This is a genomic window from Neobacillus sp. DHD-1R (assembly GCF_057747995.1).
In genome coordinates this window covers 347,346-365,546 of sequence record NZ_CM173232.1, presented here as the reverse complement: position 1 = coordinate 365,546, position 18,201 = coordinate 347,346, and the positions used below count along the sequence as shown (strand labels likewise).

General features: G+C 38.0%; 8 protein-coding genes. 1 reads left to right on the top strand and 7 read right to left on the bottom strand.

What is annotated here, in order from left to right; genetic code table 11:
* Positions 1-12: 12 nt before the first annotated feature.
* The 7 genes from AC3ANL_RS01810 to AC3ANL_RS01780 all read right to left on the bottom strand — a co-directional run bounded on the left by AC3ANL_RS01810 (position 13) and on the right by AC3ANL_RS01780 (position 16,634).
* Positions 13-2,721: a heparinase II/III domain-containing protein gene (locus AC3ANL_RS01810; protein ID WP_488327583.1), complete on the bottom strand. Its 2,709-nt coding sequence runs from the start codon at positions 2,719-2,721 to the stop codon at positions 13-15.
* Between the two features lie 67 nt (positions 2,722-2,788).
* Positions 2,789-3,790: a glycosyltransferase family 4 protein gene (locus AC3ANL_RS01805; RefSeq protein WP_488327582.1), complete on the bottom strand. Its 1,002-nt coding sequence runs from the start codon at positions 3,788-3,790 to the stop codon at positions 2,789-2,791.
* Positions 3,791-3,801: 11 nt separating this feature from the next.
* Positions 3,802-7,338 (bottom strand): CgeB family protein, encoded by a 3,537-nt coding sequence (locus tag AC3ANL_RS01800; protein ID WP_488327581.1) that lies wholly within the window; start codon positions 7,336-7,338, stop codon positions 3,802-3,804.
* A gap of 27 nt (positions 7,339-7,365) precedes the next feature.
* On the bottom strand, positions 7,366-7,620 hold the full coding sequence (locus AC3ANL_RS01795; protein WP_488327580.1) for a hypothetical protein: 255 nt from the start codon (positions 7,618-7,620) through the stop codon (positions 7,366-7,368).
* Between the two features lie 120 nt (positions 7,621-7,740).
* Positions 7,741-9,075: a glycosyltransferase gene (locus tag AC3ANL_RS01790; protein WP_488327579.1), complete on the bottom strand. Its 1,335-nt coding sequence runs from the start codon at positions 9,073-9,075 to the stop codon at positions 7,741-7,743.
* The gene (locus AC3ANL_RS01785; protein WP_488327578.1) at positions 9,029-10,303 is read right to left on the bottom strand and encodes a glycosyltransferase family 4 protein; all 1,275 of its coding nucleotides are present in this window, start codon (positions 10,301-10,303) and stop codon (positions 9,029-9,031) included. The genes AC3ANL_RS01790 and AC3ANL_RS01785 overlap by 47 nt, the downstream gene beginning before the upstream one ends.
* A gap of 619 nt (positions 10,304-10,922) precedes the next feature.
* On the bottom strand, positions 10,923-16,634 hold the full coding sequence (locus AC3ANL_RS01780) for an Ig-like domain-containing protein (protein WP_488327577.1): 5,712 nt from the start codon (positions 16,632-16,634) through the stop codon (positions 10,923-10,925).
* Between the two features lie 312 nt (positions 16,635-16,946).
* Here AC3ANL_RS01780 and AC3ANL_RS01775 point away from each other — a divergent pair, with 312 nt between their 5' ends.
* Entirely contained in the window at positions 16,947-18,155 is a 1,209-nt protein-coding gene (locus tag AC3ANL_RS01775) for a HupE/UreJ family protein (RefSeq protein WP_488327576.1), read from the top strand.
* Positions 18,156-18,201 lie beyond the last annotated feature (46 nt).

Below are 18,201 nucleotides of genomic sequence, written 5' to 3'. Positions count from 1 at the left end.
ACCTTACCTTTACTATTTTATGACAATCTTCGATGTATTCTTTGCTGTTTGTCCGCCAAATTTATCTCGTACATACACTCTTACGAAATACTCTCCACTGGAATCCACGTCGTATTCAAAAGTAGAACTCCCTGTATAGGAAAGCTTTTTAATAATTTCATTATCTTTATAAAGATAATAAGCAAAAGTAACCCCTGCTCCACTAGTGACTGCTTCGACTTTAATCCTTCTATCAGCAGAAGAGATTGATGACTTAATAATCTTTAGTAGTTCTTCCTGTGGAAGGACATCCGTTTTCCCATCTAGTGGGATGCCCAGGATTTGTTTCGCTTTTCCTAAAAGATAATAAGGAAAATAAACCTTTAACTCATCATGGTTAACTCCATCAGCGGTTTTTAAATCTACTTTAAAGCCCCTGTTGACCAAGATATTATACAAAGGTAAAACATGATTCTTATAGTGATGATCATCTTTTCCAACAAATATATTGATATCAGGTGAAATATCACATGGCTGATTAAGGACATTTAACAGAAGACCATCCAAATAATAACCATCGGACTCCTCTGATCCCCCTGCGATATACTCAGCAATATTCGGGTGATTGGCTTGCTGCAATAAGAATGCTCCCAGCTTACTTTGTGGTGCACCTGCAATGACATGGCCAAAATAATATTTCATTCCATAATAAAGTGCTGAAAAACCGCCCTTTGAAGACCCAAGTGCAGTGACATTTTCAGACAATATCTGATTCTGTCTCATAATATATTGAATGAGAGAAATCACAGAGGTTTCTATACTAAAATCCCTGTTTTTCCCTAAATAATATGACCCTTGATCTCCAAAGTCATCGAGAATAAACAACTTATTTACAGGTAGATCTTTCAAGGTATTCATATAGTTATACAAATAACTATATTTGGTTCCAAGTGCTGAGAATATCACGAATAATTGATCCTTATATTCATCAGCTGCCGCAGGTACAAAGTGATAACGTAAGCTTCTAAACGAAGGGAAAACTTTTTCCATTTTAAAAGGAGCTTGCTTCCGATTCGGTACCTTAAAATCAGATAATCTAAATTCTGTCGTACAGTGAACATTGTCGCCGCTTAAGTCAACTTCAATTGTTGTCAGCATTTCCTTTACTTCCATTTTAGGAAATTTCCATCCTAAAACACTTGGTACCGTTTGTCCCTTAACCATTTGAATCTTGATCGGAGAAGCAGTTGTGATTTCGATTTCCATTACCTTATCATCGTTGCGGTAAAGCTCTACTATTCTATCACGCAGTTGTACCTGTATATCAGGGGCTACATGCCATAATAGTTTATATTCATGTTTGTTACTGGACGTTATGACATCATTTACTTCTACCGAGTTACTTTTGTTAAAGTATTTTACATTCCGCTGATGTTCTACACCATCAAAGCGTTTATTGATACCAGTCACCTCACTGATATCATCTAATACCTTGCCATCAGTAAAGTACACTTTATCATATTTACCATCTGTACGCGGTAGCCCCTTGCCATCGACAATCAATGTATTATGGGCAAAAGATGAGTAAGCATATTTAGTATAGGGATCCTGATAGTTGTAACCATTTGGACCGGCTTCTGTAATAATTTCACCGCCAGAAAAGATGGTTAAGTTTAAATCATCACTATGTTTATGATAGTTTGCATGATAGGCCGCCGAAAATAGGACATAAGATGCCTTTTCTTTTTTGGACCAATCATCACGGAAAATCGCATAGCCTGCATCTAGGAATATTTTCACATTTTCTTCGGGCCGTGTACCCTCTTTACCTGACGTAACAGCAAATTTATATGATTGACTATCATATAATCGTGCGTAGCTGCTATTCCTTACAGGCATTGACTCCGTATCACACATAGGTGGAAACGTGCCATCCGGGCGGATAATATGGGTGGAATACTCCTCTGATTTGTTGAATAATATAACAAATTCTTTGCTGATGTCTTGATCAATTTCATCAAGCCAGGAGACTAATTTTTTAATATTTGTTGCAACGAGCATATGATAGCTAGGGGAGTGTTCCTTATGAACTCCATCCTTTGTATAAACGTCAAAGAAGTAATCCTTTAAGCGTGTTACCGCCAAATTTACATAACGTTGGCAAAGGTGATTCTCTTCATCATTAAAGTAAAAGGCAAAAAGTAAAAGCGATATATCCTGGAACATCCCGTGGTTAGTATTGGTCGCATGAAATTCATCGTCAGCTAACAATGCAGCTGTCTCCCACATTCTTGTTTCAATCCTGGTTCGATCCTCATCCGGTATGATGTTTCTAGCTAGTATATAAAATCTTAAAAAGTATTGAAGCCGGAGGGCTGTTGTTTCATCATGGTAGGCCATGGTCCCTTTATTTTCCTCGTACGAATGCTTGACCAGCCAATCATTGATTAACTCCAGACCCTTGTTTATATATCTCATGTCTTCCGTTGCTTGATAGGCATCAGTTAGACAGCCTAAAAAGGTGAAGCCATGCAGGAGTCTTTCAAAACTACGGGAACGTTGGTCGTTCCAGTCTATTAATTTTGGGAATTTAACTACTCCGAACGGAGGCAGAGTATAAGCATTCTTCTCTATTATGTTGTTGGCAGAAAGTAAAGAATCCTTGTTTCTGCTTTTCGGCAGCGCTTGAAGAATAGCCTCCAGTCTCTCGGCAGTTAAATTTGACGGAATAAATATATTCACATCTTCCCTCCTCGATTATCATTTTACTAGAAATACAGGATCTTAATAAATGTAAAATTACTTCCAGTTATTTGGGTAATATTTCTCCGATTAATTCTACCCATTCTTTGCCAACCTTTTCAATATCAAATCGTTGTTTTACAAAGTTTTTTGCTTCCTGACGCATCTTTTGTTTTTGTTCAGCATCGATTTTATTGAATTCAAGGATATGGTTCACAAAATCATTAATATCTTCATATAGATATTCTTTATCATAAATGGTTTCACTGCCGTCCCAATTCAGAATTAACGGAATTGCTCCCGAGGCCATTCCTTCACTTGGCGCTAAATGAAAGCTTTCGAAATCACTTGTAGAGAGAACAAAGCCGATTTTTTGAAGCCATTCATCAATATCACCAAATCCATCGAAAGCAACCGCATTTTTCCATGGTGCTTGTTCAATCCTGCGATATTGAGTTTCGTAATATTCCCTTTCCTCATCCTTTTTCCATAACCAAGGATACTCTTGAGGCAGCTTGCCTTTTACAAACAACTTATAACGCTTATCTTTTGACCATAATTTTTCTAACACATCCAAGGCCAAATCTAATCTCTTCATTTTTGGAGCAATACCGATGATTCCTAAATGAAAATCAGCCTCTGTTTTTGGCTTGTCCAATTTTGCTGCATCCAACACGTTGTATAACATTTTTGTCTTTTCACGAGGCAGTTTAAAGACTCGATAAAACTCCTCATATATATATGGAGAAATCGCAACCAATGCGTCGATGTTTTCAATCGTAAATTGTTGTGGATAAGCCGTATCCAATTCCTGTCTATGCATGCGAACGATTAGCTTTTGATGGGAGTGTTTGTGAGAAGAATACCAAACCGCATTCCCCAATCCCCACTCACATACAATCAAATCTGCCCAATCCAAACAATCTTTACTGAATTTCTCATCATGAACATTATGACCTGTCCACTGATCTAACCGAATCTCGAAACGGTCCGTCTTCTCTAAATAGTCGATAATTAATTTAGCAAACTTTAAATCATGCCCTGCAAAAACTATTTTCACTTTACTCATTATATCAGGCCTCATATTTGAATTTGTTTTACTATTTCCATATTCAACTGCTGATTGTTTTTCTGGTTAAATGCATTTGATACATAATTGTATTTGTCGTTACTTAGTAGTTTTTTTCCATACTTTAGGTAGGTAGAATAATCAGAGCCGGTTTCTAGTCTTACCAACACCGTCTGAAGGGATTCTTTAGCAAACACTTCTGTCTTTACAATCGTCGACGCAGGCTCCAAAGATGTTACAAATTCATACTCCTTGTTTCGATTGACCTCTTTTACGGAATCCGCTTTACCATCATATTCAAAATGTGCACTTTTACCGATAAATTCACTATCTGTAAAAGTGGTTGCTAACATTAGATCTCCTAAATAATCGCTGCCATAATAATCTTTTTCACTAAAATAGGTAATATATGGTGTATCGATCCATTCCAGCATATTTTGATATTTGTGCATATAGCTTCTGATAAAGGTTTTAACAGTTTTTGTATTATAGCCTCGGAATAAATCGAGATAACCGTCAAATGTATCCACTAGCATATAGAGCTCTTTATGCTCATAGGTTTGGCTATTAAATTGATCCAACACTCTAAAAAACTCATCTTTAGAGTGAATAAGGGCAATTACTGTCACTTTTGGAAGTTGATAGCTGACAGGAATCCCCGCCATTTCACAGATGAATTTTAATCTTTGTGTATAGGTGTGTTTGCTTAGCACTTCACGGATCCCAAGCATTGATTTTCTTCTATACTCTTTTTCATCATTTAGCAGGACATTAAAAGCACGGTCAATTTCCTGTTCGTTTTCCGAAATATTTACCAAGTCCCCAAACATCATTTCGATGCCTTTTGCATAAGTGCTGATTACTGGTGTTCCTGAAGCAAGGCCTTCAAATACCCTTCGAGAAAACATGGTTGGAGAATCCTTAACAGTATTAACATTGATCATTACTTTATAGCCTTTATATGCCTTATCAATTTCATAATACTTGAGGCTCCCTTTTATATTTTCCTTATATCGTTCAGGGAACATGTGATTCGGCATAAGGCCTTTTAAGTTTTTCTCATAATTACGATCAAATATATCTAAACCAAAATTGGCTGCACTATCTAAAACTCGATCCATATCCTTTGCGCGTTCTTCATGATGACGATAATAGGAACCAGCAAAGCACGCCTTATTTTCACGTTCATCGACAATTTTAATCGGATTATGAATGGCTGGCTGTGCAGCAAAAGGCAAGGCAAAGACTTGTTCATGTCCGGCCAGCTCTTTGTATTTTGGTACCATATTTTCATCGGTCGTAAAGATATAATCAAATTTAATGGCTGTTTTAATAAAACGATTAAAGTGAACAGGGTCCTCTTTATTCCAAAATACGGTTGGGATATTGTTTTCATTACACCACTTGATCAAGCTGAATAATGGTTTCATATTTTCTTCGCCATAATAGCCGACAAGTTTGTTCCAGCTTCCATTATTTCCAACCCACGCCGATTCAACCATGAGTAAATCCGGTTTATTGCTTGTTAATGTTTCCAGCCAGTTATGAGGAGTAAACGTTATTAACTCACATTCTCCAGCATAGGAGGCAGTAGTAAACACATCAAATATAACGGCCATTTTTAATTTATTTAATGGCTTAGGCTTCACCAAGTTTAATTCATATGGCTCCCGATTGCTGACATATTGAGGACGGTCTGTGTTTGGCAGGACCATCATTTCTTTAATCGTAAACTGTTCTAAATTAACTTTACCTGTACCGCCAATTCTAAAGGCTAGACGGATATCTGTCGTTTCAGGGTGAAATCTAAATGTATTTTCAGTATTTAATCTAAACTGATAGACTTGCCCTTTCTTTTCCCCAATATATTCCACTACCATTGGGATGAATTGTACATCTTCCGGTACCGTTGCCTGAAGCATAAATTCATATACTGCGTCTTTATTTATCGACATCAAGTGTGAAATAGGCGGAATAGCATAGCTGTTATTCTGCTCACGGTAGGAAGCATAGGCCCTTTTATCGCCAGCCCTTGAATCTGCAAGCAATGTGTTCCCTTGATTACTTAAGCTCAACAACTTATTAGATGGATACCAATTCTCCTTGTTTAGCTCTATTGTTAATTCATTGGTAATTTCTATCTTCTTTTCATTTATTAATAGGCGGATATTTTTGAATAATCCTGTTCCATTTACTCGCAAAATAAATTTTACTGCAGTAGTATCTTCACTAAAACGGATGATCGATTGCTGATTGAATGGAACCTGTTTTAAGTTAATCCTTTTTCCATTCTTGAAGCTAAAGATAAAGAGTTCTAGGCCAGCCTGTCCTGCAAGTGCTGCAATCGGGTGAATTTCATAATAATAGTTCCTTTTAGGTACGATTACCGTTTCTTTTGGTGGTGAATTTAATTCACCGTCATCCAAACATGGCAAAAATCGAAATTGCTTCGTAGTCAACTTGGATTCAAAACAATCATCATCCGCGTGAACTAAGATTCGATTATCATGGAATAAACCGTTTAAATTGGTTTTATCAAGATCAAATGTATAGTCATATTTTGGAAAACTAGATAGAGTTGATTCCATCTTATTGTTAAGCCAGAAACCTTCTCCAGAAACAGCAACAGTTGCTAGTTTCAAATACCCAGTCCCTTGTGCTCTGATGGCAAGCCTGATATTTTTCGCTTCTTTTTCCAGTTTAATTAATCTTCTTTGATTGAGTTCTACTTGATGGGTGTCCATCTTTTCATTATTTTTATTGTAAGAAACTAAAAATAGCTTTACATCAAGCTGTGCATCTTTTTCTCCTTCAAAAAGAACTTGGAGATTATGGTTCTCATTTATTGGGATCGGGTTATGAGGAATTCCAGAAAAATTAATATTTGCTTCTTTATAAGGAATATAGATATGTTTACCTTTTTCTAAATCTATATAAAAAGAAGAACTATCGCGATCAAATGAAACGTTCTTTTCATTAGGCAGGTACCAATTCATTTGATTAATTCGTGCAAATGAAGTTTGATCAATTGGTTCCTGATTCCAAACGGAGATATCTTCAATTTGAACTGAATCAATCATAAACATGCCAGTACCAGCCACTTTAACAGCAAGGCGGATGCCGTCAAAATCATCAGATGTAGTAATTTCCTTCACCTTATTAAAAGAAATTACCTCATCTTTAATCCGATCTCCATTTTTATAAAAGATAGCAAACAATGAGATTTTAACATCTTTGTCCTTATTTCCCTTAATAGAAAAGTGGTATGTTTGCCCTGATTGTAAATTCAAATCATTAGATGCGGGGGTTATCGAAAATTTCGTATTCTGCTCTTTGAAGGAAAAGTAAGCATGTTCTCCATTTTTTAATTCAGAGTAAAATGTGTTCGCTGACTGGTCAAATGTAATTGGCACATTCGCTTGTTTGTACCAGCCCGTACTTCCTATTTCAGCAACCGCCTTGCGTTCAAATTGTGTAATATGGCTTTGATTTAGCCATTTTCTTGTTTTATTTATTTGATCCAGCTTTTTTTTGATACTATTATTCATCTATGATGTACTCCTTTTGTATTCGATTTATTTTTTCATCATTTTTCGAAGTTTCCAGTATTTAACTGTCACTTTTCCCAGAACCGAATTTCTAATGGAGTTATATCTTTTTTCTAGAACACCGTACTTTTTTTGCAGCTTTTCATATTCGTTTAATTCAGATTCACGCGCATCCAATTGTGACCTTAACTCTTTTTTAAGCAACTCGATCTCATTTTGAAGCATTTTATTTTCTAACTCTAATGATTGAGTTTCTAGATTGAATCTTACGACTTCACCCATATAAAGCCCTCCCATTGTTTTTTCCAATCTTCATCGGAATTATGTCATATCAGGGTCATTCCATACATGATCTGACCCTGATTTGGTTAATCTATAAAGCACAAAAATTTTTCCAGAGTTTTAATTAGCTGCTTCAGAATAGTCATGAACTGATGAGCTATTTACTCCTGATGTGCGGTTATTATAAATACTTAAGAAATTATCTTTTTCATTTTCCCAATTGTATTTTTTACTTGCCGAGTAGGCGTTTGATTTCATTTCTCTATGTTTATTTTGGTTTTCCAACATCCAGTTTACGCCATTGGCTATCGATTCAGGATCGTGGGAATCCACACTAACCCCCGTTTTATCACCTTCGACTACTCGCTTAATTTCCGGAAAATCACATGCCACAACGGGCACACCAGCCATCATATATTCAAACAATTTATTCGATGATGCTGAATAATGGTTAAAACAGACATTGTTTAATACTTGAAAACCTAAATACGCATTTCGTGTATACTTTGGAAGTTCTGCAAGCGGCACCTTTGGGAGAAATTTTATTTTCTCGTCAAGTTGCATCGCTTGGACCTCTGCTTGCAGATCCTTTTTAATTTTCCCATCACCAATGAATACCAAAGTTCCCTCTTTAAATAGTGGTGCAGCTTTGATCAACTTATCTAAACCACGTCCGGTTTGAATACCACCTTGATAAAGAAGGATTTTTTCGTCTTTTGGAATGCCCAGCATTTCATGTAAATCTACTTTTTCTTCAATCATATTTGATTGTTTGAATGGATAATTATGAACAACATGCGGATAAAAACCATATAACTTTTCGTTATAGCCTGCTCTCGTATGATTTTCCACAATCATTTCATCAATCTTTTTAATTAAAAAGCCCTCCATCTTTCCATAGATGGGACTTTGATATCCGGTACGACTTGTTTGTACTTCATGAGAATCGTAAATCAGCTTTTTGCGTTTTAACCGCCATTTGGAACAGATATAACCTTGTGGGAGTGTATTTAAATCATTGGAATGATAAATATCATAATTCTTTTGAAATCCCTTTATGATCATGCCAAGAATAAGACTCCCTCTTACCCAGACAACCTTTAGCTTTGTTTTCAGCAAAAGAACTGCTAATACGGTTAATATAGAAAATAACACTGGAGCTGTATAAATGAGCAATGCCCAAATAAGCAAGAAAAAAGCTCCAAACAATTTGTTTTGCATGGAGTACCTGTAGATTTTTTGGAATAATTCCAATAAAATTGGGTATCGTTTAATTCTGTATACTTTAAAATTTTCATTTCTTTGTTCGAATCTTGGTAAGGCAGGATCCTTAGGATCGTGGATACACATTAAATCAACTTCATACCCTGCTTCGGATAACGCTGTGCACTCACGCAATACCCTGGCATCATTTGTGAAGTGATTCCAGACGAACATGCATACTTTCTTTGGCATCTTTAGTGTCCTTCCTTTGTTGAGGTAAAGTAGATTCGTTCATATATTCTACTAAACTAGTAATATTTTTTTCCCAATTAAAATGAGTAAGAATGACTCTCTGTGCCTTTTCAGACATTTCGATTCTTGCTGAATCGTTATTTAACAACTTCAAAATATGTGACATAATTTGCTCAGGATCATTAGCATGAATGGCTAATCCTACTCCTGCATGATTAATTAGATCTTTTGCATATCCATCAATCACACCCACCACTGGTACCCCACAAGTCATGTAATCAATTATTTTTCCTGGCAGTACTGTTTTAAAAACTTCTTTGTCTTTTAAGGTAACCAACCCTAAATCATGCTCCGCGATAATTTTAAAGCATTGTTTTTTAGTTACCGGATTGATTAAAGTTACATTCTTGTAATTTTTGATCGAATCGATCAGCTGTTTTTTATTAACTCCATAACCAATGATGGTTAGCTGTATTCCTTGTTCAGCTAACAGCGGCACAAGTTGATGAATGATTTCGGTATTTTGCGCAAGACCAAGATTTCCTGCATAAATAATCTTTTTGGATTTTCCTTTTTCTCTATTTAATGGAGCTAATTCTTCTTTTACTACACCATTAGGAATGAAGAGGATTTTTGACTCTTGGATCCTGGCTTTCTTCTGAATATATTCTTGAAAACCCTGACTATTTATGATAATTTTGTCAGACTTTTTATATAAAATCTTTTCTAACATGCCAAAAACCTTCAAGATAAAGGCATTATCAAATACACCAACACCTTTTAACGATTCTGGCCATAAATCCCTTATATCTAAGATAAACTTTGTTTTATATCTATACTTAGCAAAAAGACCAACAAACCCAGTAAAGATCGGAGGAGAGGTAACAAAAATATAATCATAACTCTTTTTATCTTTAAGAATGAGCAAAATAAATTTTAACGCTATTTCTAAATAATAAAATAAGCGATTAAAAATATGATTCGAATATTTTCTGCTACTTATTCCAACCCTAACAATGTGTTCATTGTCATGGTTTAAAGACTCTTCATCCCAAAATTGATCATCTTGATAAATCTTCTTATTTGGGTATGAGGGTTCTGTCGTTAAGACCGTTACATCAAAATCATTTTTACCCAACAGCATATACAGGTGCTTAATGCGGTTTGCATGACTACCTATTTCCGGGTAAAAGTGCTGTGAAATAATTAGTACACGTTTCAATCCCATTGCCCCTTTTTAAACTAGCTTTTTATATACTTTTTTTTATTGCCGCTCTTTATAACTAATGGAAAATTAGTTGTTAATCTACCATAATTATTGCATCAATTATACCAACTTAAAATAGTTCCTATGAATTTACAATCAATTACCAATTAAGAATCCTATTAAAATACATGCGATTTACTTGGAATAACCCACTATAATAGTTTTTGCTCGTATGTTCACAACCACATATCTATAAAATCGATGCCTTATTCGATAAAAATAAAAAATATCTAATGGAAATATAAGAGACATACACCTTATCTTCATTAGATATTTAAAATATTTTATAATTTAGGCCAAAAATATCTAAATTTTAATAGTTTTAAAAAATGACAAATCTTTAAATCTAAATAAGTTTATCATTAAAAGAAATAGGGGTAAAGGGTGAAATCTGTCGATTTTTGTCGAATTTGCATTTTATATGGAAAATTCTCCTACGACTAAAAGAAAGGAAGGAGTGATTTTATAGTGGGATTAATCCAGTATGGATTAGGCAAAAAAATCCCCACCAGTAAAAATGATGGGGATCACTTTATTCATGTATTCTACTAGTTCAGACAAATAGGATTACAAGGTGTTTTTATTTTACAACTTTCACCACTTTGTATGGACTGTAATGTCCTGCACCATCTCTTACCAATACACTTATATTGGTCCCTGCTGCTTGCAGCGGAATAGTTATAGAGTATTTTCCTGATGCAGTAGTCTTTCCTCTTCCAATTATGGTTGAACCAACTTTTATAAAGACAGCTGATGCAGGTTCAGCAGTCCCAGTCACTACGCTATCCTTATTGGTAATTGGTCTTACAACAGGAGCCAATGGTGCAGTAACATCTGCTACAAATAATGATCGATATGGACTGTAATTTCCAGCTCCATCTCTTACTATTACATTTACTCTTGTCCCAGCTTTCAGTTTATCTATTTTAACTGAGAATTTACCAGCTGTATCTGCTATTGCCCTTCCAATAATAGTTGAGCCTGCTTTAATAAAGACTACAGCTGCTGGTTCTGTTGTCCCTGTCACTACTGTACTTCTATCAGTGATACGATTTACAACTGGAGTTAATGGTGCTGTCGTATCTGGCGCCAAGGTTCCAACCAATTCCTTCGTATCTCTTACCCGAATCCGTGTACCTTGTGAGAATGATCCTGAAAGACCGACTGCTTCTAATGTGTCTCCCACTTTAAGAACCGGTACTGGACCACTTTGGTTGACGATGTATCCATCCGTAAAGACTAACACGTCGCCGGAACCGTCATTGATCACATAAGAATTATCATCAAACTTCGATACAACCTTACCTTTAACCTTTACAAGGAGTCCTTGGTTAGTATCAGATGTTGCTTCCCCAGTTGGAACAGCTTTCGGTTTTACTGGCTCCCCTGTTCCAATTTTAAGAACGTCGTTTGCAAAGCTTGTAAACTCTAATTCTTTGTTATTTTCGAAGGTCTTAATGTGTCCATAGACACGTACCTTATCGCCTGGTTTCAATGTGCCTTCAGGAACTTCTTGGAAGGCCATGATCCCGCCTGTTTCGTCCTGTAGATAGAAGGAATCAAAGAATACACCGGCACCAGTGGTAACCGTTCCTTCAACGATTACATCCGTATCATCGGCCAGCTTACGCACATCTGCAATCGTTGATACTTTTGCTTCACGATGGGCTAACCAGTTTACGGTATTTAACGAGAATTCATCGTTTCCTTTAGGCTCATAGGATTGATCCATTTGTTTGTCGTTAAAGATGTTCATACCCGAAACAACGATCCGGCCGCTAAAGCCAATTTCTTCAGAGGCGATTAACGGAATCGCTGATCCGCCTGTCTCATCCGACACCGAATCATAGGTGTAGCCGCCTTTAATATTACCTTGATAGGTGGTGTCATTTCCGTTTGCAAGAATGGTTACCTTATCGGATCCCATTAGCGACTGATCGTTAGCTGCTGAAAGACTTGTTCCGCTGTAATAATCGATAAACGATACGCGGTCTGTAATATAGTTTGATGTTAATCCTGGATGTAGTCTGACTGCATACGGGCTTAACGTTGGGTCGCCCCAGAAGTTTCCGCTCTTACTTAAGTCAAATACCCCGTCGTTACCCATGCGAATGGTTGAGCCAATTTCACCTAGTAGGGCGTTGTTAATAGTAGGGTCGGTGCTGTTATTGCTCTTTCCTGCCATTAATAAGGATCCGCCGTTTTTGACAAACTTGGCAACAGCTGCATTTTCATCCGTTGTTAACGCTGTTCTTGCATGTGTAAGCACTAATACTTTTACTGTACTTAATACTGCGTCTGTAAGGGCTGCTTTGTTTTCAACAACCGTATATCCTTCTTTTTGAAGCATCAGCGTAAAGGATTTTAAGTTATCCTTATAGGTTCCACTGTCTGCGCTCGTGTTTTCATTGCCGTGGAAGGCATCAATTAACACTTTCATACCGAGCGGTTCTTTAATTTTTACTGGTAAAACAAATTTTGCATCACCAATATCAAGACCATCCAGAGAGGTGACAACTGCAATAATCTGATGGTCGCCCGTTAATGGGCTGGCCCATGTTGCCGATGCGGTTGCTGAGCTCTTTGTTAAGATCGATGAAATTGTATTGGTTCCAATCAGATTATCTTGTTTCACTTCATCATAGTAGAAGTCTACTTTTAGATTTTTGACTACTTCTGTACCGTTGTTTGCAACAGTTGCTTTTAAGGTAGCAGGGTTGCCGCCAATAATCACGCCGCCGTCAATATCAATGCTGTTCACTTTTACGTCAACGGCTTCTTCTTTTGACCAGATTGGAGAAGAATAAATTCTTTCGCCATCTGCTTGCGTTACTTTTACGACAAACCATTGCTGGCCGCCTGTTACGGTGTAAGTTGGTTTCCATGTAAAATCTTTTTCCATTGGTGCGATCGAATCGACAACTTTTCCACCGTTGGTAATTAATTCTACCTTTTCAATTCGGTCATCAGACTTGTATGTTGTTGGGAGATAACTATAGTCGCTGTCATTATGCGCCTCCGCTACTAAGTCACTTCCGGAAATGTTAAAGTTCAACGTTTTGCTGTCAACAGTTGATCCCATATAGTATCCATTTGCTAACACATCTAAGGTGAAGTTTGGATCTTCCTCCATATACACGCGCATATTACGCATCGAATGAAGCAAAGATGCTTGAGATAAGTCGTCCGCAACGATTACTGTACGGGCGTTTACCTGTCCCCATGTTCCTTCATGGTTATCTTCACCATACGTAGGTGCGATATGCCAGCCCAAATCTAAGGCCGAGTAGAATTTACCCTCTGCATTGGCATAGCCATAATGACCGGAACCATTGCCCACTTCGAGCATCGTAAATAATTTATCTACGTCTTTGTTGTAAGGCTTGAAGCCGTTAAAGGCATTCGCCGACATATCTGGATGGTTGAATTGACCCACGATATCATCGTATGTCATCACCCATGCATAATACTGACTTAAATCTTGGTATTGCTTTCCGTTAATATTTCGGTCGATAAAATTATCTGTTCCAAAAATATTAGAGTGGCCCCATGTTGTTGAGGTCATTTCAAATGCCGGGAAAACAACATAGTCGCTAGTTGTATATTGTTTGGCTAAGTCTTTGGTTAACTGCCAATCGGTTCCACCGGAACGTTCCTGCATGCCATCCCGTACAACGGTATCTGTCCCTAATTTTTCAGGATCGATATCATGGGAGTGATCAGAGAAGGCAAACCAATCGTAATGATGGGCTTTCCCTGCTTTTAGGGCATCTTCAGGTGTTCCCGCTCCATCGTGTGAAATATTGGTATGGTTATGGGTTGTCCCGCGGTAGTGATTTCCACCTGTAAAACGCGGCACGACTTCAAATGTCCATTGTTTTTCTGTGGCGTTTCCTAATAGGTCTTTGGCCGAAACCTTCACCGTATGCAGCCCAAGTGAAAGATCTGCTGCAGGCGTGTATTTCACCTGTGTTTTGCTAAGAGTTGCTGCCGGTGCTGTAAGCTCCTGACCATCAAGCCACATTTGCACGGTTGTTTCATTCACACCACTTGGATCGTCAATCAACGCCGAAATTTCCGGTGTTGGACTCTCGATTTTTGTCGTGTCCTGTGGGGTCATGCCTGTTATCGCCGGTCCGAATGTATCCTCAATTAAGGTGACAGCATATGGAGCTGCTGCTGATCCGGCAGTTTGGACTTGTGTACCTGCTTTTGCTTCCATATAATAGTCGAATCCGCTTTGAGGGACATTGGCTGCTTCTAATGTTGCCGTGTAACGTCCGTCGCCGCCATTTACCATTGGTAATGCCGTAAATTCTGTCGCACCGGTTTCTCTATAATAAACCGTTACGGTTTCGGCACCATCGGCATTGGCTTCAAATTCAACATTTATGCCTTTGTAGACTTCTTTTAATGGGATGTGTGTAATTCCTAGAATAGGAGCAATATCTTTACCATCACGCGGGTAAACTTGGTACCCGTTTGTTGCCGATGCATTGGTCGTATATTGCCCTAATACACCTGTTACGGTATAGCTTTTTCCCGTTACAAGATCTGTATCCGGCTTAATGTCTGTTGCACCCATTACCCTTAGGGTCGTCGTTTTATTGTTCTCATCGACAAATGTAACATTATAATTTGCCCCAGAAGCGGCAACTGCTGACACTTTACCTGTTACCGTAACAAGGCTGCCTTCATTTGGCTCAGCCGTGGCATAGGTATTTAAATCAAGGATGGTCAGTGGTTTAGCTGCTGGAATTGGGTTACCTTCACTCACTTTATTAATCGAAGTTGGTTCAAATTCCGTTAACCCATTGTATACAAGTACTTTACCAGTGATTCGAAGTTTATCACCTTTGAGCACCTTATATCCTGTATCTAATGAACCACTAAAAATGTTGATGCCCGCTGTATCATCTTGGAGATAGAAGTTTTGTTTTTGTGTACCAAGAATTTGCGTATCAACGGTGGCAACCCCTTCAATCGTAAAGAATTGATTTAGGTTTACTGGCTGTCCTTTTGCATCTGATACACGAACATCGGCAATTTTTGAAACAGCCGTTGTATCTGCTTTTGAAACCGAAACTGGAACACTTTCTAGCATGATTCCCTTTGCAGTACTTGTTAACTGTGTTACATAGACAGTATCAGGAGCATTGCTGATTGTAATCGAGAAATCTCCACCAGTACCTGCCGTCACTGTTTCAGTAGTTAATCTTTCAGATGCAGTTGCGGTATCATTTGGATAAACATTGATAATGGCATTTGCACTTGCTGCACCTGCACCGCCAATCAGTGTTCCTACACCGTTTGCGACGACATAGCTTAATTTTGCTTGTGTGATCGCTGTACTTGCTTTCGCCACGTCAATTTGGATGGCAGTACTTTCGACTAGACCACTCTGAGTCGAAGAAACGAACACAGAGGATAGCACTTTATCCGTCGTGAAACTGATATCAAATGAACCATCAGCACTTGCTGTTGCTGTACCAAGCGCCATTCCTTTTGCTGAAGTTTCATATACTTTTACTGCGGAATCAGGTTGTGCTGCTTCCGTTTTACCTGTAACTTTTACCGAAGTACCCTCTTGTAAAAGTTGAATATTAGTTCCTTTTGGCTGCAAGCTTGTGACCGGAACCATTGGTTCTTCCGCTGGGCTTGCTGTGTTTCTTGGAGCTGCAACAGGTCCTACGAAGAAGTCTGACGCGTTATCATCTGTATCCCATGCGTTTCCTTTACCAGGAGCTGGGTCTACGTTTGCATACGGCCTACGTTGAGCGCTTGTTGTGTTAGATAAGACCTTTGTCGCACCGGAACCTTCGTATGTAGTGGCGCTGCCGAATCCAACCAAATCAATGACAGCTGCTTCCGTGTCTACTAATCTTACTTTTCCATTCGTACCAGACATGGCAATTGTCCCTGAGTCATCCGCAGCTGGAGTATCGACTCCGTTAGCTCCCGCAGCCTCAGTGATTAAATAATAGCCATGAGCAGGAATGGTTTTATTCAATAGTGTTGAGCTATTGAATGTCCCTGTACTGGAGGCATATTCCACCTTCCAGCCTGCTAATGAGATTGGTTGATCGGTTGGATTGTATAATTCAATAAAATCCTTATTATATGGAGCACCTGAGTTGCCTCCCCCGCCAAATACGTGAGAAATGACTACATGATTAGCCTGCTCCGCATGCGCTTTGCCAATAAAACTACTTGGCAAAAACGTGCTAATCAATAGAAGTGCTGCCATGAAGGTGCTTGTCCAACGCTTAAAACTCCTCTTTCTCCCCTTCATTCAACTACCATCCTTTAAAAAAGATATTTTTTGGTAAAAAAGCAGAAGTACCTTAGGATCTCCCCTCTTTCAAAAAATTCTCAAACACCCTATTATTCTACAAAATATTTAGGCCTAAAGATATAGATTATTCAGATTTAATGTTAATTCACGGTTAATTCTTTGTTAATTTATTATTAGAAAAACAATCCAAATCTATACAAAAACAAGTAAAATATGATTATATGTAAGAAGGTTAACAATATTATTATGTTATATTTTTGTAAAAAAGGACCTGATCCTATCCGTTCTAGTATTTTAGGAGGAGTTTACTTGTTTTCTTTAATCAAAAAATTTAAACAAAAGGCGACAACGCTTATATTAAAACGCTCTTTATTAAGTATTCTATCTCTTACACTGATTGCGTTTATTGCTTGCCCAAAGCTGGCGCAAGCCCATGCCTATAGCGCAAGTTATACGAAGATAACGATGGATCAGAAACATACGGAAATCGTCTTTACTCTGGATACGTTATCGATTATCGAGTTACTTCCGGATATTGATTTAAACAAAGATTTTATCCTTCAAAAATCAGAAATAAAAAAAGGCAGTCATCATTTAGAAGAACTACTAACAGAAGGCCTTACCCTGGATAAGGATAACAAGGAACAAACACCCGCAGTTGGAGAAATGAAGCTCGTCAAAAAGGAAAATAAAGAGTATCTCTCTACCTCTATGACTTTTCCCGTTTTTTCTCCTGGTGAAACGATTGTCTTTAATGATGGTTTTTATTTCCATGACACCGGAACGAACTATGTGAATCTTATTACAGCGTCGATTATGGGGGAAACCAGTGAAGCCGTTTTACAAGGAAAAGACCGCACCTGGACGATTTTGTTAACGGAGGCTCAGCAGGAGCAAGGGGCAGAGCAAACTACACAGCCTGACACTCATCCCGTGCAGCCTGATACTGCAAAACCGGTTGAAAAAGCAACGACCTCTTCATGGTTTTCCTTTTTAAAGCTTGGTGCCCTTCATATTTTAACGGGGTATGATCATTTACTCTTCCTGTTAGCGTTGTTATTCAGAAAGCAGACCTTTAAACAATACGCAGCCATTGTCACGTCCTTTACGATTGCGCACAGTATTACCCTTACCCTGGCCGTATTAGGCTGGGTCACACTTCCGTCTCGGTTTGTCGAGGCAGCGATTGCCTTTAGTATTTGCTATGTGGCCGCCGAAAATATTTTTCGAAAAGAGATCCGCCACCGCTGGAGCATCACCTTCCTGTTCGGTCTCATTCACGGTCTCGGCTTCGCCACCATTTTAAAAGAAATGGCGATCGAAAAAAGTCATCTGGCTGTCGCCTTAATCAATTTCAACCTAGGAATTGAATTGGTTCAACTAGTTATTGTTCTCCTGCTCCTTCCATTACTCTCCTTGCTGTTCAAGCAAAAGGGTTCTGGAAAAATCGTGACCTATGGTTCTTACGCGATTGTGGCTTTAGGGGCCATCTGGCTTGTGCAACGGATCTTTTTATAAGATTAAGCAATAGACTACTTTTCTTTAGTGGTCTATTTTTTTATGA

Bases quoted from the DNA above. Each gene is read 5' to 3' on its own strand.
- AC3ANL_RS01795 (WP_488327580.1), bottom strand. From the start codon at position 7,620: ATGGGTGAAGTCGTAAGATTCAATCTAGAAACTCAATCATTAGAGTTA.
- AC3ANL_RS01790 (WP_488327579.1), bottom strand. From the start codon at position 9,075: ATGCCAAAGAAAGTATGCATGTTCGTCTGGAATCACTTCACAAATGAT.
- AC3ANL_RS01780 (WP_488327577.1), bottom strand. From the start codon at position 16,634: ATGAAGGGGAGAAAGAGGAGTTTTAAGCGTTGGACAAGCACCTTCATG.
- AC3ANL_RS01785 (WP_488327578.1), bottom strand. From the start codon at position 10,303: ATGGGATTGAAACGTGTACTAATTATTTCACAGCACTTTTACCCGGAA.
- AC3ANL_RS01800 (WP_488327581.1), bottom strand. From the start codon at position 7,338: ATGAATAATAGTATCAAAAAAAAGCTGGATCAAATAAATAAAACAAGA.
- AC3ANL_RS01805 (WP_488327582.1), bottom strand. From the start codon at position 3,790: ATGAGTAAAGTGAAAATAGTTTTTGCAGGGCATGATTTAAAGTTTGCT.